We start from the raw sequence: 21,505 nt of genomic DNA on the forward strand, positions 1-21,505 counted from the left end.
TCATAAAACACAAACCTTTTAATAAGACTACAAGTTGAGTAGAGTGAACAACAAACAACTCTACGTTATGAAGCGATTACTGAGTACAGTCACTTTTTTAGCATTGATCTATAGCTGTGCACCGCGCGTAACCGTTGATAGCAACAGTCGCGCTGATTTTAGCAAGTACAAATCATTTGCCTGGATGGATAATGACGTGAAAGCTGGCCAAAATCCGCTGTATTACAATCAGATAGCTACTGAAAATGTTGAAAATACAATGGCTGGTGTGTTAAAACAGAAAGGGCTGAACGAAGTCCAAACCCGACCCGATCTGCTGGTTGGATATCACTTCTTTGTCGAAGACAAAACCCGGAACGTAGCCACCCCATCGCCTTTTTATGGTCCATACATGGGTTGGGGCCGCTGGGGGTACGGCGGCTGGGGACCCGGCTGGTGGGGCTGGGGCGGTCAGCAGTACACCCAGGAACAGTACCAGGCGGGTACGCTGGTAGTCGACATGGTAGATGCCCGCACCCATAAGTTAGTTTGGCGAGGATCGGTGCAAAACGCTGTTGGTGACCCGGCTCGAATTGCTGCCCAGTTGCAGAAAGAAGCCGAACGGATTGTAGAGAAATTCCCTGAGCGAACGAGTTAAGTAAAATACATTGATTAATTACAAAGGCCACAGAGGACTGAGTTCTCTGTGGCCTTTGTAATTAATTAGCTGCTACATCTGCTGGTGGTAGTCTCAGACTATAACCGGGGGTAATCCGTACATAGTTAAAGCCGTGCACAATACGGATCATCTTTGTGCTTAATGTACCTTTTTACCACAACGTTGATGGATAAGCTCCATTGTCGTGCAACTGCTGCAGAGCCGCCTGAACGACCGGTTTATCATCGGGGTAGGTTACGCCAAACCAGGCCGACTGGCTCCGGAATACCTTACAATGGCCCGTGTCCGTCTGGATCAGATTGCTCATGACCGTTGGAATATAAAATTCCGCCTTGGGTGAGTCGATGTTGGCGATAGCATAGCTCTCGAACTGGTGTTGCACCAACGGAAACACACTGGGTTTGAAACCCCAGAAGTTCATCGAAACCGGCGTGTCGGGTGCCAAAGGAGTCAGACTGTCCGCTTCTTCAAAAACAATCTTCTTCTCATCACCACCGTTTTCCTGTTCGTAAATTTTTGTCCGCTCAATTACCGACAGAAGATTACCATTCTCGGCCACTTCGCAAACGCCCCGCGACACCGAGCCATTTTCCGACAGCGTGTTCTTTACTTCGTAACCAACCATTGCGTGCAGCTGATCGTCGGTGTTCGTGGTCAAAAAATCGTTGATAAGCTGGAACGCTTCAAGGCCGTAGAAATCATCGGCATTGATAACCGCGAATGGAGTTTGCGTATGGTCTTTGGCGCAGAGCATGGCGTGTCCGGTACCCCAGGGCTTCGTCCGTCTTACTTCTCCAACCTCGGCCGGAACATACGAATCAAGTGCCTGAATAGCGTAGTCGACCTCTATTTTCCCGGCTAGTTTGCTGCCGAACACTTCCTCAAAATCCTGGCGAAGCTCCTCCCGAATGATAAAGACAACCTTACCGAAGCCCGCCCGGATGGCGTCGAAAAGGGAATAATCTATGATAGTCTCGCCATTAGGCCCAAATTGGTCAAGTTGTTTGATACCACCGTAACGGCTGCCCATACCGGCCGCTAAAATCAGAAGAGTAGGTTGCATTTCAGTTATTACCGGTTCGCCGGTGCGTTAAACAGTTAATGGTCGTAGAACACAGTTAAGGTTACCTGCCCAAAAGTAAAAAAAGGGGTTGGGCTTTACTATTTAAAGTAAAGTTTATGCCAGATTACCCCCTCTCGTCACTTATAATAAAATTTAATCTAAACAATATACAATTTTCAATAGTTGTCGTTATAATTGTACGCCAAACAACAGTTGTTAAAACAACTAAATAGTTGGGTGTATTAATTCACCTTTCCGACGAACCTTTCGTACATGGGTTCGCTGGAGAAATCGACAGACGCCATGCCTTTTTATCATACACTCGGCCAAATTCCGCCCAAGCGCCACACGCAATTTACCAGACCTGTACCCCCGGATGGCGCTACCTCGTCTTTTGGCGATGGCCCGTTTTATTATGAGCAACTGTTCGGGACCATTGGCTTTGAAGGTATGTCGTCATTGCTCTACCATGTTCACCGGCCAACGATGGTGCGGGAGGTCCTGGAGAGCGTCGATATGACCCCTAAACTGGCGGTGCAAAAAAATATGCTGTCGCGAAAACTGATTGGCTTCAGTATAGAACCCGCCGACGATTTTCTGGACAGTCGGGTTCCGCTGCTGGTCAATAGTGACCTCATATTTGGGCTGGCGGCTCCCCGTCAGTCGCTAACAACCTATTTCTATAAAAATGCGGATGCCGATGAGATGCTATTCATCCATCGGGGCAGCGGAAAACTGAGGACGCTCTTCGGAACGATTCCGTTTCAGTACGGCGATTACCTGATTATCCCGCGAGGAGTGATTTATCAGATCGAGTTCGACACGACCGACAACCGGCTGCTCTACGTTGAATCGCATTCGCCCATTTACACTCCAAAACGCTATCGGAATCAATTTGGGCAGTTGCTCGAACATTCGCCCTTTTGCGAACGGGACATCATTCGGCCCGGCGCACTGGAAACGCACGATGAAGCCGGCGATTTTCTGATGAAGATCAAGAAGCAAGGCGCTTTGCATTCGCTGGTGTTCGCTTCGCATCCGTTCGATGTGGTGGGCTGGGATGGCTACAACTACCCCTATGGGTTTTCGATTTTCAACTTCGAACCCATAACGGGTCGGGTGCATCAACCGCCACCCGTGCATCAGACTTTTCAGACCGAATCGTTTGTGGTTTGTTCGTTTGTCCCGCGCCTGTACGACTACCACCCGCAGTCGATCCCGGCACCGTACAATCACTCGAACATCGACTCCGATGAGGTAATCTATTACGTCGATGGTGATTTTATGAGCCGCAACGACATTGCGCCCGGCCACATCACGCTGCACCCCGGCGGTACGCCCCACGGCCCCGCGCCCGGTGCGATGGAGCGAAGCATCGGCAAAAAAGAAACCCAGGAATACGCCGTCATGGTCGACACCTTCCGTCCGCTTATGCTGACGGAACAGGCCGTAGCGCTGGATGACGGGAAATATTACAAATCATGGATCCTGTAATAACATCAACAAAAACATGGAAACGCTCGAACTAGATCAACCCATTACCGACTCTTCGACCGAAGATTTTCTGCCGCTTAACGGCACGGACTACCTTGAATTATACGTGGGTAATGCCCGGCAATCGGCGCATTATTTTCAGACGGCCTTTGGCTTTCAACCTGTAGCCCATGCCGGACTGGCAACGGGTCTGCGCGACCGAGAGTCGTACGTGGTGCAACAGGGCAAAATCAGGCTCGTGCTCACCTCCCCCCTGCACGGCGATTCGGCCATTGGCCGCCACATCGACCAGCATGGCGATGGTGTTCGGGTGGTAGCCCTGTGGGTCGACGATGCCCGCAAGGCGTTTGAGGAAACCACCCGCCGGGGTGCCAAACCTTATATGGAACCAACGCGCGAGCAGGACGACACGGGCTATGTAGTTCGGTCGGGCATTCACACCTACGGTGAAACGGTGCATGTATTTGTGGAGCGGAACGATTATACCGGCGTGTTTTTGCCGGGCTATCAACCCTGGAACCCGACCTATCGACCAGCCGATGCAGGCCTGAACTACGTAGACCATATGGTGGGCAATGTTGGCTGGCACGAAATGAACCAGTGGATGACGTTTTACCACGATGTGATGGGATTTCAACAGCTAGTTTCCTTCGACGACAAGGATATATCCACCGACTACACGGCGCTGATGAGCAAGGTTATGAGCAACGGTAACGGGCGGGTGAAGTTCCCCATCAACGAACCTGCCGAAGGTAAGAAGAAGTCGCAGATTGAAGAGTATCTGGATTTCTACGGCGGTCCCGGCATTCAGCACATTGCCGTGGCTACGGACAACATCGTAGAAACCGTGCTGGCCCTGCGCGATCGGGGAGTCGAGTTCCTCACTGTTCCCGAAACGTATTACGAACACCTGTCCGAACGGATCGGGAAAATTGACGAAGAAATCGAAACACTGCGTCCGCTGGGTATTCTGGTCGACCGGGACGATGAGGGGTATCTACTTCAGATTTTCACCAAACCCATCTGCCCACGCCCTACCCTTTTCTTCGAGATTATCCAGCGCAAAGGAGCCCGTTCGTTCGGGAAAGGCAATTTCAAAGCCCTGTTCGAAGCCATCGAACGAGAACAGGCATTACGGGGAACGTTGTAATCACTGTGAAAGGGCATAAGCGCGTAAGAGCGTTTCGTGCAAGGTTTCACTCATTTACTCTTTCGCTCTTTCACCATGAACCAGACATACACCAAATACACCCCCGACGATCAGGCCGTTTGGCGGCTTCTGTTCGAGCGACAACTGGCGCAGCTGCCAGGGAAAGCCAGTCAGGATTACCTCAACGGAATTACGGCAACGGGCTTTCGAGCCGACCGTATCCCGGATTTCGAGCGGGATCTGAATCCGAATCTGCAGCGACTCACGGGCTGGCGGGTAGCGGCTGTCGATGGACTTATTCCCAACCGGGAGTTTTTCGAGCTGATGGCCAACCGAAATTTTCCGGCTACAACCTGGCTGCGTCGGCGGGACCAGCTAGAGTACCTGCCAGAGCCGGATATGTTTCATGATACCTTCGGACATGTACCGATGCTGTCCAATCAGGCCTTTTGCGATTTTCTGGCATCGCTGAGCCGGATTGCGCTGGAGCATATTGATAGCGAGGAAGCCATTGCTATGATTTCGCGGCTGTACTGGTACACCGTGGAGTTTGGCCTGATTCGGGAAGGGAGTGAACTCAGGATTTACGGCGGGGGTATACTGTCGTCGGTGGGGGAAACGACCTATAGTCTGTACAGCGAGATTCCGAAACGTATTCCGTACGACGTGGTGACCTTACTCCAAACGCCGTACATCATCGACCATTACCAGGAGCAGTATTTCGTGATCGAGTCGTTCGAGCAACTGTACCGGTCCGTAGCCCGGATTGAAGAGACGCTGGAAAGCTTATTGGTTAGTTGATTACATTTGTCATTTATTGCCGGGCATATCCGATCTGGTCAGGAGTCGAAAGTCGAAATAAACTTCGGCTAAAGTACACCGACCGGCCTGAATAGAACTGACGAAACTTGACTTCAGCGAATGACGCATCCATCCGATACGCGTGCTTATTTTTTTAAGATTGACACCACAATCAAGAAAATCCGGAATGCCCTGCAAAAGCAGTTCACCGATGCGGGCTTTGAACTCACTGTCGATCAGTGGGTAATCATCGACCACCTTTTCAGAAATCCGGGGATCAGTCAGAACACGATTTCGGAAATGACCACGAAAGACGCGCCAACGGTTACGCGAATCATTGACCTGCTCAGCCAGAAAGGCCTTACGGAACGACGCATGGCCGATACCGATCGGCGGAAGTTTCTGGTGTACCTGACCGAAGCCGGTGAAGCAAAATACCACGAAGTACTGCCCGTTGTATCGGCCATGCGACGCAAAGGCTGGGGCGACCTCAGCGACGAAGATTATCAGCACTTTGTGCGAATCATGGACTCTATTTACAGCAACATCAGCGAGTGAGTTGCGAGCCTGGATCATTACCTTCCACCCACGCCAGCACCAGCCGTTACTACACCAGCAGTAAGCTTAACTTCGTAAACCGTCTCGAACCTTATGCTTTACGGCATTTTCAGTTACGACATTGCCAGCCCCCGTGTGGGTGTACGTCATAAAGACCTCGTTCTCGACCTCGAAGTGGTGAGTTTACTGGGGTATTTTGATGATTTGTCCGTCGACCCCGCCGTGTTCGCTCAACCGGCGCTGAACGACTTTATCGCCCTTGGCAAACCGGCCCATCGAGCTATCCGGCAACGACTGACTGAACTACTTGACAATGACACTGCTGCCCTGGCCGATGTCCACGACCAGGTTTTCATTCATCAATCGCGGGTAACATTGCACTTGCCCGTGCGGATTGGCGACTATACCGATTTCTACGCGGGTATTCATCATGCAGAAAACGTGGGGCGTATGTTCCGGCCGCAGGCAGACCCGCTGCTGCCTAATTACAGACAGCTCCCCGTAGGCTATCACGGCCGGGCCTCGTCGGTTGTGGTTTCCGGCACCCCCATTCGCCGACCGAGCGGCCAGTTTATGGAAAACAATCAACTAACCTATGGCCCGTCGAAGTCACTGGATTTTGAACTGGAGCTGGCATTGATCATTGGCAAAGAAAACCCGCTGGGTGAACCCATTCCGGTAGAAGAAGCGGAAGAGTACATTTTTGGGGTCGCGTTGTTCAACGACTGGTCGGCGCGCGATATACAGCGGTGGGAATACCAGCCCTTAGGGCCGTTTCTGGGCAAAAACTTTGCGTCGAGCTTAGCTGCCTGGGTGCTGCCGTTCGATGATCTGGAACCGTTTCGGGTAACAGGAATGCCCCAGGACCCGACGCCCCTCCCCTATCTGCAAACCCACACACCGGGCCATTTTGATCTTGACCTGGCCGTGTGGCTGCAACCTGCCGATGGCGAAACCGTGTGCATTGCCCGCTCCAATACTAAATACCTCTATTGGAACTTCGCCCAGCTGATTGCCCACCACACCGTTGGCGGCTGCAACCTGCGCGTTGGCGATTTACTGGCCACCGGTACCATTTCCGGCGACAGCCCCGGCAGTTACGGCTCGCTGCTCGAACTAAGCTGGAACGGCGAACGCCCTCTTCATCTAAGCCACACAACTGCCCGTACCTTTTTGGCCGATGGCGATACTATTATCCTACAAGGGCATGGCTTCCATAATGGCGTGCGGGTAGATTTGGGCGAGGTTAGAGGAGCAATCGTTTAGCTTGATGGCCTTCGAAATACCATCACCGTTTTTTACCGACGATCCTTCGCCTACCGAGATCAGCGATGCGGCTATGTGCTGGATTTATACAAACCGGGCTGCTCTCTGCCTACCGTCAGTCCGGCGCGTATTTTTCAGGGGAAGCACATTTAGCGATTACGAAAGTCCGATCCCTGACCGCACTCATGCCGCCCTTGGGCTAGAGGGACTGATCGGGTACCAGACGGCGCTTTCATCCCGATTGTCGCTGCGTCTGACGGGACGCCTTACACCAGCCGTCCTGTTTGGCCCTAAAGATGGCGAAGTCCATCCGTATTTTGCCCCCAGAATCGGGCATGTAACCGGAAAATCGTTGGCATATAGTGTTGGTGTTGGTATACATTTGTTGTATCAACTTCACCCGCGCCCAACGGCCACTTCATCGTATGATTAAAACTGTTCGCCCGGCGGATGTGCCTCCCAACGAATTTTACCGGTACATGATCGGTACAATTGGACCACGTCCCATTGCTTTCGCCAGCACCGTAGCTGCCGATGGTACCGTCAACCTGAGTCCATTCAGCTTTTTCAACCTCTTTGGCTACAACCCGCCAACGCTGGTTTTTGCCCCGACCATCAACCGGCACGGGCATAAAAAACACACCTTGCTCAATCTCGAAGAAGTTGGTGAAGTTGTCATCAATGTGGTCAATTACGCCATGGTAGAGCAAATGTCGCTGGCCAGCGCCGAGTTCGAACGGGGTATCGATGAATTTAGGAAAGCTGGGTTTACCGCCGTTCCGTCCGATCGGGTCCGTCCGCCGAGGGTTGCCGAATCTCCGGCTGCTTTTGAATGTACCGTGAGGCAGATCATTGCTTCGGGAGAAGGGCCGGGAGCCGGACACCTGGTTATCTGCGAAGTCGTAGCAGGGCATTTTCACGAGGCTATTTTCACCGAAAAAGGGACCGTCGACCCGCACCAGATCGACCTTGTTGCCCGGATGGGTGGCGACTGGTACTGCCGCGCTCAGGGCGACGCCCTGTTTGAAGTAGCTCGTCCGCAGACCGGCATCGGCGTCGATGCTATTCCCGCCGATATTCGCAACAGTGCTATTCTCTCGGGGAATGATCTCGGAAAACTGGGCAGCATTGCCGAATTACCCACTGCCGAAGAGGTGATGACTTTCCGACAGTCCGGCGCATTGACTGAACTTATCGATGAGGCCCGAAATGGCTGCCAGTACTTACCCGATCTGCTTCACCTACGGGCTAAGAATTTGCTGGCCGAGCGTAAAGTCAACGAAGCCTGGCTAACACTGTTGGCAGCCAGAGGCTGATTTGCGGGGGCAATCCCTACAGGCAACGTTTCTTACCAAACAGTATAAATCTTTTCATTACTTCTGTAAGGTTTCTGCCAAACCATCGACTTATACAACCAACAAACCATTAACAACCAGCAATCATGCTTCATAAACTGTTTTTGACGCTTACCCTCGCCGGGCTGACAACGCTTGGCTTTGGCCAGAACAAATCGATGCTCTGGGAGATTTCGGGCCATGGCCTCACCAAGCCCTCGTACCTCTTCGGAACCATTCATCTTATCTGTCCTACTGATTTTGCCATCACCGAGCCGACCAAAAAGGCCCTGTCAGGGACCGAACAAGTCTATCTGGAACTAGATATGGACGATCCGCAGATGATGCCTAAAATGCAGAAAGGGATGATAAATACGGGCGGCAAATCGTACAAAGAATGGCTCAAACCCGAAGATTACACCTTCTTGAGCGACTATTATAAAAGCAAGATGGGCGCGGGCCTCGATCAGCTGGGGATGCTGAAGCCACTGGCGCTGATGTCGATGAACTACATGACCCTGCTCAACTGCCAACCTGAATCGTACGACATGACCTTCGCCAAAATGGCCTCGGAGCAGAAAAAAGAAGTTCTGGGCCTCGAAACGGTGGAGTCGCAATTTGACATTTTCGACAAAATTCCGGTTGAGAAACAAGCGGCCGAACTGGTGGATATGGTCCGAAATCAGGATAAGGCCCGTGCTGAGTTCAACCAGTTGATTACCCTCTATAAAGCGCAGGACCTCGACGGGCTGCTCAAACTGATGCGGCAGAGTGAGTTCAGCGACATGGCGGGGTATGAAGATGCACTGCTCAATGACCGCAACGCTAACTGGATTCCAACAATTGAGCAGGCCGTTAAGCTGAAGGCTACCTTCATTGCCGTTGGTGCCGGTCACCTGGGGGGCAACAAGGGCGTTATCCAGTTGCTTCGCAAAAAAGGGTATACCGTAAAAGCCGTGAACTAACTGCTCCCTCACCCACGTTACGTCTCCCGCGCCGGAGTTCATCGACCTCGTCCGGCAGCACCAGAAGAGCCTCCGCAAGGTCTGCCATTTATACATCAACAATTTTACCGACCGGGAAGACCTGTTTCAGGAGATTTTGCTGAATGCCTGGAAGTCGTGGCCAACGTTCAGGAACGACGCTCGTTTCACGACCTGACTCTATCAGGCTGCGCTGAATACCGCTATTTCTCCAAGCGCACCGACGATCCGTTTCTGCTTTCGCGGGACAAACTTACCCTAAAAAAAAACCGCTATTTATTTCCTTTCAGTTTTACTGACTGCAAGTTCTGTGGTCTTTTTTCTCTTGCTAAACGTGTATTTACCATGGCTGTATGAACGCCATCCCGATCCACTAAAAACCTGTTTGAACGAACCGGATCAGCCGCTAAAAAGAGGTGTTTTCATTGTTACTGAGTACTGGTAAAACTAGCTTAAATAGCCCTTTATTTGTTACCAATACATGTCATTTTTTAACATGGCAATGAATTAACTTTAATTTACCTTACGACTATATATTGGTTTATTTTATAGGCCTATTAGGTAACAAAACTACCGTTTGAGCAATTTCTTATTGGACATTTTCTACTACTAAAAAAATTTAGTTACTTGTTCTTTTAAAAGGCGTTTACAGGCCTGGAAGCCACAGATCGGCTGATCACGCTTCCTCATAAAGTACAATATCGCTCGTTTAGAAACGATAATATGCTTCTCATTTTTCCACCAGTTACTATCTCGTTCAACTAGAGTACTAATTTGCATGTTTATAAGAAAGGCCAGTACAGTATTAGGAACTGTACCTATTGACCTGTTCACCGTAACTCTCGCTATGGTATTGATAATTCTCTACTGGTCAATAACTTAGTCTACGATTCCCTAAGCAATTGATACATCTTTGTAAATTACAATTATGTGTTCAATTAGTAGTATTCTCAGAAGCTGATTAAATTGTGAGCACATCTGAACGTTAATTTAAAGAGATTTGGGGAATAGTAAAATAATTATATAATTCCCATATTTGTTTAAGCAATTTGCAGAGCCGTAAAAGTGCCTAAAAAAAATTTCTAAGTAGGGGCGTTTTTTTTCAGGCTACAATCATAAAAAAAATACTATAATTTCCTTCCTTAGTTTTAGACAGTTTGTTTACATATATAATAAAGAGAATACAAATAAATTACACAAGGTTACTTTTAAAAATTATAGTAAACACAAATTAATAATACAGGAAACTTATATGATATTTTGGTAACAAATTTTCAATTTAATGTAAAAGTCCCATTAAATAATTTATCCTATTTTCTTAGTGGTACTCAAGTAATTTTGTGACTAAAACAGCGTCTAAAAGTTGAAGCAAGTTGTAACGGTAGGCTTAAGGAGGCTACTGTAACTTTTACAGACAGTTCACTTACTAGGCTTGCCTTACTAATTTTTTACGGGTTGTTAATTACACATACCGGTTTTAGGCCATGACAAATTCAATCGTTTCTTCAAGGGAAAGTAACAAAGAATGTGAACTAGATACAATCGAAGTAACTCAAAGCTTTAGCCAGAGAAACATGGAAAACGTTCTTTCAAAATTTTACCTTTCGACTAAGCCGACAAGCAATTTATATTTACAATGGATAGAAGATGAAAGCTTTGTCGTTGACGAATCTAATTCTTTCTACTTATTAGTTGGTAAACGTATCGTTGATATCCTGATATCAACTGCAGTTATTGTGTTTGTCTTAAGTTGGTTGCTGCCAATAATTGGCATCATTATTTTTATTGATTCTCCTGGATCTATTTTCTTCATACAACCCAGAACCGGCTACAAAGGAATCTGCTTTCCCTGCATAAAATTTCGTACGATGTATAACATCAAGCAGACGGAATTTAAGCAAACCAGTTTCAATGACGATCGGGTAACACGAGTTGGTCGGTTCTTGCGAAAAACAAACCTGGATGAATTACCTCAATTCATTAATGTTCTACTCGGAAGTATGAGCATCGTAGGTCCTCGTCCACACGCCGTACAGCATGATGTTCTTCACTGGACATCCATGACCTACAGAAATCGGTATACCATAAAGCCAGGCATTACGGGTCTTGCTCAGGTACGCGGAGCACGGGGCGAAACCGAGAAATCTCAGAAAATGGATCACCGTGTTCGTTACGATCTTTTCTACATCAAACAGAGAAGTTTTCTGTTCGACATGAAAATATTTTTCCTCACCATTAAAACAATGCTTGAAGGTGACAAAAATGCCTGGTAATCCGGCACTCTGAATTAGTACACTTTTCACCGACAATGTATTGACATGACCACATTCACTGATAAAGTAGTTTCCAATAAATTCTGGATAGTCTTAATCAACTTCGGTTTTTTAATAGTATTCTTTTCCGCATGCACATCAACTAAATCAGTAACTTATTTTCAGGGAGGCCGTAAAGTCGACACGGCAAGCTACAGTACGTTAGAGCCAGTAACACCTTCATTGTCAATTATTGAAAAAGGCGATATTCTGGCAATTGTTGTAACCAGCCTGAGTGAAGAATCAAACGAACTCATCAACTTCCCCAACGTTCACCCATTAAACCTGACAATTTTCCCGGGTGCAACTACGCAGGGTCAGCAGCCACTAGGCTACATGGTTGATGAAGCAGGCAACGTAAACGTTCCGCTTGTTGGCAACGTAAAATTGATCGGGTTGTCGATAAAGGATGCAAATAAGCTTTTAGTTGAAAAGCTTGGTAAATACCTGACCAATCCATCGGTAACGGTTCGTCAGTTGAATTACAAAGTGACGGTACTGGGAGAAGTTAACCGCCCAGGTATTTTTAGTTTACTTGACAACAAAACAACGCTGCCCGACCTATTGGGAATGGCCGGTGATTTAACGGTTTATGGACGGCGTGATAATGTGATGCTTATTCGAATGACTGGCTCAAAGCGTGAAGTCATTCGCCTGAATCTTACCGACAGGAACGTCCTGAACTCGCCTTACTACTTTGTTCAGAACAACGATGTTGTTTACATCGAACCTCGCAGTGGTAAACTGACAGCAGCCGACCGCACCGTTCAGTTACTACCCATCTATCTAGGAATAACCTCTACGTTGTTATTCCTGGCCAATATACTGTTTAAATAGCCCCGACGGCTATTTGCCAGTAACTCATGTTATAAATACGACAAGAAATGATCGATAATCAGTATAACTATTCGACGCCAAATAAGCCCGTGAATATGCGCTTATTTTTTTCGAAGTATTTACGCAACTGGTACTGGTTTGTTATTGCATTGGTAGCTGCCCTAGGTGGTGCCTATTATTACCTTCGCAACACAACACCAATTTATCAGGTAAGCGCTGCTATCCTTATCAAAAAAGAAGATCAGGGTATGATTGGTGATGATATCATCAAAAGCGAAAACTCGAAGCCAAGCGAGAAAAATATTGAGAATGAAATTGAGACATTGAAGTCCCGAACATTAATTCAGCGGGTAGTCGATGACTTAAATTTGAACATCGCCTATTTCCAAAAAGGGGACGTTCGGGAGGATGAAGAAATTTTTGATTCATCGCCTATTCATGTAAACGTAATTAAGCTTAATCCAACGGCTTATTATGCGCCTGTTTCTGTCCATATTCTTAATCCGAAGCAGTATGAATTGCTGGATGTAGAAGGAAAAAAGAAAGGGGAATACAGCTTCAATCAGGTGGCAAAAAGCGATTATGGTACGTTTAACATAACGTATATTGATTCGCTCTACAACCCCGATAAAAACATAATTAAGGTTGCTTTCTACGACAAAGAGTCAACAATTCAGCAATATCAGGCTGCGGTTAAAGTAGAATTGAATAACCAGCGTAGTACGGTACTCAAACTGGGTATGGAAACGCCGGTGCCCTCAAAAGGGAAAGCAGTTCTGGCCAAATTGATGGACGAGTATACGTTAGCCGTCCTGACGGACAAGAACAAGGAAGCGGCCAATACAATGCAGTTCATCGACGAGCGTCTGCGTATGATTACCGGCGAGTTGGGCAATGTTGAAAAAGACGTTGAATCCTATAAGAGTGAAGCTGGCATAACCGACCTGAGCGCAGAAGGTAATCTGTTTCTGGAATCGGTAAAGGATAATGATGCAAAGCTGAACGACGTTGAGATCCAGCTTCGGGTATTAAACGGGGTTGAAAAGTATTTAAAAAGCAGCCAGAACGGCGTAGCTCCCGCTACCGTGATGGGAAACGATGCCGTGCTGGGTGGTCTGTTGAGAAAGCTAAGTGACCTTATCTCACAGGAAGAAAAATTCAGCCGGTCTATGCAGCCCGACAACCCTTACCGGCAAACGGTTGAAGTCCAGATTGCCAGTACCAAAGCCGCTATCCTGGATTACGTGAACAACCAGCGGCAGAATCTGCTAGTGACACAGAACAGCCTGAAACAGCAGAATGGTCGGTTTAACTCGTCCATCCGAACGATTCCCCGCAAGGAGCGTGAGTTTGTAAACATCAAGCGCCAGCAGTCCATCAAAGAAAACCTGTACTTGCTGCTGCTTCAGAAAAAAGAAGAAACAGCCATTGCCCACGCGCCGTCTATTACGGATAGCCGCGTTATGGACGCACCTTACAGCTCGCCGGGACCTATTAAGCCAAGCCACAGCAGCATTTACATGCTGGCCATCTTTGCGGGTTTGCTTATTCCGGCCGGGTTCATCAGCGCGCGTGGCCTGATGAACGATAAAGTACAGTCGCGTAAGGAGATCGAAGAGGAAACAGGCGTTGCCGTGTTTGGTGAGATCACCCGGAAGCCAAAGCAGCTTAAGAACAACATTGTTGATCTGACCAGCCACTCGCTCATTGCCGAGCAGTTCAAAATTCTCCGGGCTAATTTACAGTATGCCGCTCGGGAAGATGGGTCGATGGACGGGCAGGTAATCCTGATTACCTCGTCTGTTAGTGGCGAAGGTAAGAGCTTTGTCAGCATCAACCTGGCCCTGAGCCTGGCGCTGCTCAACAAGAAGGTGATTGTCCTGGAACTGGATTTGCGTAAGCCTCAAACGGCTCAGTACCTGAACATGACCCAGCTCGACAAACCGGGTATCTCCAGCTTTCTGGATGGACGGATCGGACACGAGCAGTTGGTTCAGCAAACCAACGTTCACCCGAATCTGTACTTCATTTCGAGCGGACCGATTCCAAATAACCCAACGGAGCTGTTGTCTAACGGACGCATTCAGGAATTGCTGGATCAACTCCGCAATGAGTTCGATTACATTATTCTGGATACTCCGCCGGTGAGTATGCTGGCCGATGCCACGCTGCTGGGACCCTACACCGATACGGCTTTTTACGTCGTACGCCACGAGTACACCCCCCGCAACTACATGCGATTGCTGTCTAACCTGAACGACAGCCACAAGTTCAAATCGCTGAACGTCATTGTCAATGCCGTCAACTATCCTAATAGTGAGGATTTCGGCTATGGCTACAGCTACCCGAAGCGCAAAGCGTACTAAGCGTTGCTACAGGCTGTTAAGGGCCTACTAATCAACAAACGTTAAGACTATGCCTTGGTTCGTTCTTTATACAAAGTCTCGAAGTGAGAAAATCGTTGCGGAAAAACTACGGGCAAAAAACATAGAGGTGTACTGCCCTATGATCAAACGCCCCCGCCAATGGTCTGATCGGGTTAAAGTAGTGGAGGAGCCCCTGTTCCGCTCCTACTGTTTTGTGAGGCTGAAAGAACAGCAGCGGCATGAAGTATTCTCGGTACCCGGCCTCGTTCGATACCTGTTCTGGGAAGGAAAACCAGCCATTGTTCGCGACGCAGAGATCGACTCAATAAAGTCGATGCTGGCCGATGTCGATCATCAATTGATTCAAATCAAACCTTTACGTCCGGGTACGCAGATGACCATCAAATCGGGTTCGTTCCGCGACTCGACTGGTACCGTTATTCGCCAGGACGGAAAGATCGTTACCGTTATGCTGGAGTCGCTCCAGATGATGTTGAAGGTAGACCTGACCACTACCGCTATAGTCGGGTAATTACCCGTCGGTCAGATGGAAGCGTACAAAAGTAAGTGAAGAGTTTTTGGCCCGATCTAGGTCTCCGAATGGGACTGAAAGGGCGGAGCCATACAAACAGGCTGGTATTGTCAATTTACCGGACTGATATTAATAAGTACCCCGATTCATGAAGGCAGCCATTTCAGAGTTAACCAATAATCCCTCTTATGCCAAAATCTGGCATTGGGTAAAGCTTGTTTCCATTACCGGCACGGCGCAGGTAACGGTTCAGGCAATTGGCTTTATCAGTGGTATTCTGGTCATTCGCTTACTGCCTACGCACGAGTATGCCTTGTACACGCTGGCCAATACCATGCTGGGTACCATGACAACTCTGGCCGATGGCGGCATCTCCACGGGCGTTATGGCCAAAGGAGGAAAGGTATGGCAGGATAAGCAGCGGCTGGGCGAAGTGCTGGCCACTGGGTTCAACCTCAGGAAAAAGTTTGCCGTTGTCAGCCTGTGTGTTGCCCTGCCCATACTGGTTTACTTACTGCACCACCACGATGCCAGCTGGACAATGTCGGTTCTGATCGTGCTGTCTCTGATTCCGTCTTTTTTTGCATCGCTGTCGGGTACGCTGCTGGAAATTGCGCCCAAGCTGCATCAGCAGGTTGCTCCGTTGCAAAAGATACAGGTGGGTGTTGCCCTGAGCCGGTTAGCCCTGCTTAGCCTGAGCATCTTCACGTTTCCCATTACGTTCATCGCCATCCTGTCGGCGGGGTTTCCTCAGCTATGGGCCAACCGGCAGATACGGAAAATATCGTCGGCCTTTGCCGACATGGGGCAGCCCATTAACCTGACCGACCAGAAAGATATTCTCTTCATGGTTAAACGGTTGCTGCCCGAATCGATTTACTACTGCATTTCGGGTCAGCTTACCATCTGGCTCATCTCCATCTACGGCTCTACGTCGGGGGTGGCACAGGCGGGAGCTTTAGGCCGCTTACCGGTTGCCATGACCTTGTTTACAGTGCTGTTCGGGTCACTTGTTCTGCCCGTTTTCAGCCGTACTCCGGGTATCAAAGCCATCGTCGTTCGGCAGTACCTGAAAATCCAGGCCGGTCTTGTTGTACTGGGCATCGGCATTGTAGGGGGCGTGGTCCTTTTCTCGGGACCGATCTTAAGTGTTCTGGGCCCTCAGTACACAAGTTTAACTACGGAGCTGATCATTATGATGGTGGGCAGTACAATTGGATTTATTGCTACCTCCGCTTTCTTTCTGTCTTCGAGCCGAGGCTGGGTCATGAACCCCGCCATCTCGATTACCGTCAGTATTGCGGCCACCATCGTTGGGGTATCTATCATTGATGTGTCGACCCTCAAAGGGATTTTCTGGCTCAACATCTTCACAAGTATCGTGCATCTGGTTATGCACGTGGCGTACGGGGTTCACCGAATCGTGACTCTGAAAAATGACGCCAACTAAACTACGAATCTGCAATGAAAAAAAATCTGCTCATCATTGGCTCATCTCAGGGTGTTTACGGAGGTATTGAGGCCTACATGATTGCGCTGGCCGAAGCAGCTTCTTCCTGGGAGGAATTTGATGTCAAATTGTGTTTCAAAATAATTGAAGGGGCAGACGCGGTCGAGAATCTGGTGCAGTCGGCCGAAGCGGTTTGCAAACAGGTTTATTTCGTCCGGAGAGGCTCTAAAGAATTAGTTGACCTGTTGAAATGGGCGGATGTACTGCATGTACAGAACATGCCGCCCGATATTGTCTTTCCGGCCCGGTTCATGTCGAAGAAGGTTTTCCTGACCGTACACAACCGTCGCCTGCCCGAACTTAACCTGCACAACCTGATCTGGCGTTTCTCCATCCGGTTTGCTTACCGCCGGTGGTTCAACTCCAACTTTGTGTGGGGTACCTGGGAGAATGGTAAAAAGTCCAGCAACAGCGACTGTGTGCCCACCGTATGCCGGCTGCCAACAGCCTGGTGCCCGCCCGAACAGCGTAAAGGGTTCCTGTTTGTAGGGCGCTGGATTGAGAACAAGGGCATTCAGGAAATCCTGAAAGCGTACGCCCTCGGTAATTTCGACCCGAACGAGTACCCGCTCACGATACTGGGCGACGGGCCGCTGAAACCAGTGGTGCTGTCGATGATCGACGAGCTGAAGATAAAGCACGTAAACATGCCGGGCTTTGTCGACGATGCGACGAAACAGAAGTACCTGTCGTCGACGCGCTGGCTGCTGGCCCCCGCCCGTACACAGGAAGATCTGGGTCTTACGCCCATCGAAGCCCGCAGCGTAGGCGTTCCTTCTATCGTTACCCGCGATGGAGGCCTACCCGAAGCCGGGGGAGCTGCCTCGCTGATTGTAGAGCCGGGCGATGTGGAAGGACTGGCACGCTGCATGCAGATGGCCGCAACCATGGACGAAACGGAATACCAGCGTCGTGGTAAACTGGCAAAAGATACGCTTGAAGGCTTCCTGAAACCAATGGACTTCTATCGTACCTCGTACAACAATTAATTTAGTACCACCACTGATTCACCTGTCGAATCGGACTACTTACCAGATAGGTCAGACAGGCAATTCACTATACAGGCGCCGGTTAACTCACCTTTAATGGCGTACGATGAATATCCACAACTAAAAACATTATCACAATGTCTGGAAAATCTACGCGTATAATATCGCCGGCATCAAGCGTCTATCTGGATGCTGCCCGCCTGTTATCCGCTCTTGTCGTATTATATGTCCACGCTCACGATCAGTGGTACGGAGTTGAATCTGCCCTGCTGAAATCGTTGGCCCACGGATCTGTCATTATATTCTTTGTGCTGTCAGGTTATGTCATTGCTTACACGACTACAAACAACAATCGGGGTGAGTTTCAGTACGCCAAAGCGCGCTTGAGTCGTTTGTGCTCCGTACTGTTTCCTACCCTTTTGATCACCATCATTGCCAGTGTCATTGTTTCAAAAGCAGACCCTGTGCTGATGGCGGAGTATTCAAGGGGGGCGGCCTGGCCACGGTATCTGCTCAGCAGCACCTTCCTGAACGAAGTCTGGTTTCTGTCGGCTACTCCGCCCATTAATCGGCCGTTATGGTCACTGAGCTATGAATTCTGGTACTATGCCATTTTTGGTGCCTGGTTTTATGCTAAAGGAGGCTATAAATCGCTGCTTCCGTTCGTGGTTATGTGCCTTATGGCCGGACCCAAAATTCTTTGCATGATGCCCATCTGGCTGGCTGGTGTAGCGGCTTACAAATACCGGGGACCTGCCAGTTCATCAAACAAGGTATTCCTGCTTATCATTTTGCTGTTTGGCGTGGTGGTCGTGTCTATTCTCTCGTTACCAGCCATTCCCTATCAACTCGGCAGAAGCCCGCTTTATTACGCCAATCAGTTCATTACCGACTGGATTTCAGGGCTGGTTTTCGCCTTTTCGCTGTGGCTTTTGCCAACTGTCGCGAAAGCACCAGCCCGTCCCAATCAATGGATCGAGCGGTTCCGGGATGTTGCTAACATGACCTTCCCGCTGTATGTACTGCACCATCCGTTGCTCATCCTTTGGCGGGCCGTATTGGGCTATAAGGCGGGCAACCCCGCCGACATGTGGCAGGCGGTTGTCGTTATCACCCTTGTTTCGGGGGTATTAGGCGTACTGATGGATAAGCAGCGGTTTGTATGGGATAGATTCTTTACGTTCCTGCTGACGAAAGTAAAAAAATTGTTGGCGGGGATTCTATCACCCGCCCAACCCGATAAAGTGCTTGCCTTTACCGTTGACGAATCGGCCGTTAACACGCCGTCCGGAAACGAGAACTGATTTGCCCCCCGGATTAGCTTATTAGCCCATCCGGCGCTAAAAATTTACTTCCAATGACTAAAGTTTCGATCTTAATTCCGACCTATAAAAGGCCTGATCTTCTCGTAGAAGCCGTTAAGTCTTGTCTTGAGCAGACGTATTTACCTTACGAACTGGTCATCGGCGACGACTCACCCGACGAGGTGACGGCTCAGGTAGTTGAGGAACTGAAGAAAGAATCGCCGGTAACGATTCGCTACATTCATAACAAGCCCTCGCTGAAGCAGGCCCGGAATGTAAATATGCTTTTCAACGAAGCAAAAGGCGACAAGGTAATGATTCTGCACGACGACGATCTGCTGATGCCCGAATCGCTGGAGACGCTGGTGAATGTCTTCGAGCAGGATCCATCGGTCAGTGTTGCGTTTGGCAAACAGTACATCATTACCGATACCGGTGAAATCGACCCGGAGTCGTCCATTACCTTCAACCAGGATTTTTACCGGATCGAGAAGTTTGAAGGAGCTACCCTAACGCCCTTCGAATCGGCCCTTTGCCAGCAGTTTCCGAACAACGGATACCTGATCAAGGCGGAGATCATCAAGAAAATGCAGTGGAATATTGAGGCCGGTGACGCCTGCGACTATGAGTTCGGTTACCGGTTGGGTCTGGCGGGCTACAAGATGTACTTCGTCAACAAATTCCTCGGCAAGTACCGTTTGTCGGCCGGGTCGATCTCGCACTCCAAAACCAGCGACTGTGCCTACCAGGCGTATCATATTCTGAGCAACAGCAAGCCCAACAGCCCTTTTTCCGAAGAAGTACGGGCCAAACGGTTGTACGAGCGGGCGCCCATTGCCATTACCGAAGCCGTTAACCTCGGCAAACGCGGCAAAGCGGTCGAGATCCTGTTCAGCGAATGGTACAGAAAGCGCATTCTGTCCCTGCAGGGAATAAAACGAGTGCTGTATATCCTGTTTTATTTCGAGCCGAAAAAATTGTTTTCAGGACAGCCTAACCGGCAGTCGATCAAGAAAGAAAAGGAAGTCGAGTACAGCTTATAATCCCTATCGTATGAAAATTGTGCTTTCGCATCCTACCGGCAATGCCAACGTACGCGCTGTTCTGACAGCGTTGGTGAAGGCGAACGCTCTGGCGGAATTCAACACCACCCTGGCTACCAACCCCAATGCGGGTTGGCTGAAGCTTTTGCCGGGCAGCGTGCGAAGCGAACTACTCCGCCGAACGTTTCCGGCCCCGCAAGCGCAGATCCAAACGCACCCGCTCCGGGAAATTGCCCGGATGGCGTTTCCGAAGCTGGGTCTGAATCAACTGGTTCGGCATGAGCAGGGCTGGGCCAGCATCGACGCCGTCTACCAGGATTTTGACCGGCGTACGGCCCAACGGCTGGGTAAGCTGGCGGCCAGCCAGTCTGTCAACGCGGTTTATGCCTACGAAGATGGTGCCCTGGAAACCTTTCGGCAGGCAAAAAAAATGGATCTCACCTGCGTGTACGATCTGCCCATTGCCTACTGGGAAACCGGCCGTAAACTGATGCTCGAAGAAGCCGAACGTATGCCCGCCTGGGCACCTACGCTGGGGGGAGGCATTCAGGATTCGGAAGCTAAACTGGAACGCAAAACCCGCGAACTTGAACTGGCCGATATCGTGGTGGGACCGGGTCTCTTCGTGATGGACTCCATCCCGGCCTGGGCCGCCGATAAACACACCATCATGGCCCCCTTCGGGTCGCCGGTGCTGCCTTCGGTCGCCAGCCTGCCCAAAACGAACGACGTCAAAGAGCGTCGGCCGTTGCGTGTGCTGTTTGCCGGTTCGATGGGGCAGCGAAAAGGCCTTGGCGACTTGTTCGAAGCGGTTAAACTCCTCAACCATCCTGATCTGGAACTGGTAGTGATGGGGTCGCTGCTGAGCCCGATCGAGTTTTACCGGTCGCAATATGCCGGATTTACCTACGAGCCCGGTCGCCCGCACGATCAGGTACTGGCCCTGATGCGCTCCTGCGACGTCTTTTGCCTTCCCTCCATTGTGGAGGGCCGGGCACTGGTTATGCAGGAAGCCATGAGTCAGGGATTGCCGCTCATCATTACGCCCAATACCGGTGGCGCCGATTTGATTCAGGAAGGGAAGACCGGATTTCTGGTGCCCATCCGTTCGCCCAAGGCCATTGCCGAAAAGCTAAGCTGGTTTCTCGACAACCGCGACCAGATTCCGGAAATGGGGAGACTGGCCCAGGCTCACGCATCGACGTACACCTGGGATGGGTACGGCACCACGGTCGTTGACTCGATCAATGACTTTTACACCAAACTAGTACGTAAGCCGCAGATTGCGGCAAACGCCTAATATTA

At 49.7% G+C, this 21,505-nt stretch carries 20 protein-coding genes; 19 read left to right on the forward strand and 1 reads right to left on the reverse strand.

Translation table 11 applies throughout. The features are described from left to right. Nucleotides 1-67 precede the first annotated feature (67 nt). Nucleotides 68-637: a DUF4136 domain-containing protein gene (locus ACYVJM_RS12765; protein ID WP_461148606.1), complete on the forward strand. Its 570-nt coding sequence runs from the start codon at nt 68-70 to the stop codon at nt 635-637. A 172-nt stretch (nt 638-809) separates the two neighbouring features. Here the strand turns inward: ACYVJM_RS12765 and ACYVJM_RS12770 are convergent, their stop codons facing one another. After that, nucleotides 810-1,721 carry a nucleotidyltransferase family protein gene (locus tag ACYVJM_RS12770; protein WP_461148607.1) on the reverse strand — a complete coding sequence of 304 codons (912 nt, stop codon included), beginning with the start codon at nt 1,719-1,721 and terminating at the stop codon, nt 810-812. 303 nt (nt 1,722-2,024) lie between these two features. On the opposite strand from ACYVJM_RS12770, the gene ACYVJM_RS12775 reads away from it, so the two are divergent. From ACYVJM_RS12775 to ACYVJM_RS12860, 18 genes are all read left to right on the forward strand, one after another. After that, nucleotides 2,025-3,215 carry a homogentisate 1,2-dioxygenase gene (locus ACYVJM_RS12775; protein WP_461148656.1) on the forward strand — a complete coding sequence of 397 codons (1,191 nt, stop codon included), beginning with the start codon at nt 2,025-2,027 and terminating at the stop codon, nt 3,213-3,215. 16 nt (nt 3,216-3,231) lie between these two features. After that, nucleotides 3,232-4,365 carry a 4-hydroxyphenylpyruvate dioxygenase gene (gene hppD / locus ACYVJM_RS12780; protein WP_461148608.1) on the forward strand — a complete coding sequence of 378 codons (1,134 nt, stop codon included), beginning with the start codon at nt 3,232-3,234 and terminating at the stop codon, nt 4,363-4,365. Between the two features lie 75 nt (nt 4,366-4,440). Continuing rightward, nucleotides 4,441-5,166 carry a phenylalanine 4-monooxygenase gene (phhA, locus tag ACYVJM_RS12785; protein ID WP_461148609.1) on the forward strand — a complete coding sequence of 242 codons (726 nt, stop codon included), beginning with the start codon at nt 4,441-4,443 and terminating at the stop codon, nt 5,164-5,166. Nucleotides 5,167-5,286: 120 nt separating this feature from the next. Beyond that, on the forward strand, nt 5,287-5,724 hold the full coding sequence (locus tag ACYVJM_RS12790) for a MarR family winged helix-turn-helix transcriptional regulator (protein ID WP_097127158.1): 438 nt from the start codon (nt 5,287-5,289) through the stop codon (nt 5,722-5,724). Nucleotides 5,725-5,817: 93 nt separating this feature from the next. After that, nucleotides 5,818-6,990: a fumarylacetoacetase gene (fahA, locus tag ACYVJM_RS12795; protein WP_461148610.1), complete on the forward strand. Its 1,173-nt coding sequence runs from the start codon at nt 5,818-5,820 to the stop codon at nt 6,988-6,990. Nucleotides 6,991-6,994: 4 nt separating this feature from the next. Then, on the forward strand, nt 6,995-7,423 hold the full coding sequence (locus ACYVJM_RS12800; RefSeq protein ID WP_461148611.1) for a hypothetical protein: 429 nt from the start codon (nt 6,995-6,997) through the stop codon (nt 7,421-7,423). After that, nucleotides 7,419-8,306 (forward strand): flavin reductase family protein, encoded by an 888-nt coding sequence (locus ACYVJM_RS12805; protein ID WP_461148657.1) that lies wholly within the window; start codon nt 7,419-7,421, stop codon nt 8,304-8,306. Before ACYVJM_RS12800 ends, ACYVJM_RS12805 begins: the two co-directional genes overlap by 5 nt. Before the next feature lie 125 nt (nt 8,307-8,431). Continuing rightward, entirely contained in the window at nt 8,432-9,289 is an 858-nt protein-coding gene (locus ACYVJM_RS12810) for a TraB/GumN family protein (RefSeq protein WP_461148612.1), read from the forward strand. A gap of 40 nt (nt 9,290-9,329) precedes the next feature. After that, nucleotides 9,330-9,485, forward strand: a complete 156-nt coding sequence (locus tag ACYVJM_RS12815; RefSeq protein WP_461148658.1) for an RNA polymerase sigma factor — start codon at nt 9,330-9,332, stop codon at nt 9,483-9,485. A 1,306-nt stretch (nt 9,486-10,791) separates the two neighbouring features. Continuing rightward, on the forward strand, nt 10,792-11,580 hold the full coding sequence (locus tag ACYVJM_RS12820) for a sugar transferase (RefSeq protein WP_461148613.1): 789 nt from the start codon (nt 10,792-10,794) through the stop codon (nt 11,578-11,580). Nucleotides 11,581-11,802: 222 nt separating this feature from the next. Then, nucleotides 11,803-12,456: a polysaccharide biosynthesis/export family protein gene (locus ACYVJM_RS12825; RefSeq protein WP_461148614.1), complete on the forward strand. Its 654-nt coding sequence runs from the start codon at nt 11,803-11,805 to the stop codon at nt 12,454-12,456. A 47-nt stretch (nt 12,457-12,503) separates the two neighbouring features. Next, entirely contained in the window at nt 12,504-14,822 is a 2,319-nt protein-coding gene (locus tag ACYVJM_RS12830; RefSeq protein ID WP_461148615.1) for a GumC family protein, read from the forward strand. Nucleotides 14,823-14,871: 49 nt separating this feature from the next. Next, the gene (locus ACYVJM_RS12835; protein WP_461148616.1) at nt 14,872-15,354 is read left to right on the forward strand and encodes a UpxY family transcription antiterminator; all 483 of its coding nucleotides are present in this window, start codon (nt 14,872-14,874) and stop codon (nt 15,352-15,354) included. Between the two features lie 148 nt (nt 15,355-15,502). Next, nucleotides 15,503-16,804, forward strand: coding sequence for a lipopolysaccharide biosynthesis protein (locus tag ACYVJM_RS12840; RefSeq protein ID WP_461148617.1), 1,302 nt, complete (start codon nt 15,503-15,505; stop codon nt 16,802-16,804). Nucleotides 16,805-16,818: 14 nt separating this feature from the next. Beyond that, complete coding sequence (locus tag ACYVJM_RS12845) at nt 16,819-17,853, forward strand: glycosyltransferase family 4 protein (RefSeq protein WP_297382124.1); 1,035 nt, start codon at nt 16,819-16,821, stop codon at nt 17,851-17,853. A gap of 137 nt (nt 17,854-17,990) precedes the next feature. Then, nucleotides 17,991-19,157, forward strand: a complete 1,167-nt coding sequence (locus ACYVJM_RS12850) for an acyltransferase family protein (RefSeq protein WP_461148618.1) — start codon at nt 17,991-17,993, stop codon at nt 19,155-19,157. Nucleotides 19,158-19,210: 53 nt separating this feature from the next. Next, complete coding sequence (locus tag ACYVJM_RS12855) at nt 19,211-20,200, forward strand: glycosyltransferase family 2 protein (RefSeq protein ID WP_461148619.1); 990 nt, start codon at nt 19,211-19,213, stop codon at nt 20,198-20,200. Between the two features lie 10 nt (nt 20,201-20,210). Further along, nucleotides 20,211-21,500 (forward strand): glycosyltransferase family 4 protein, encoded by a 1,290-nt coding sequence (locus ACYVJM_RS12860; RefSeq protein ID WP_461148620.1) that lies wholly within the window; start codon nt 20,211-20,213, stop codon nt 21,498-21,500. Nucleotides 21,501-21,505 lie beyond the last annotated feature (5 nt).

The organism is Spirosoma pulveris (assembly GCF_054781875.1).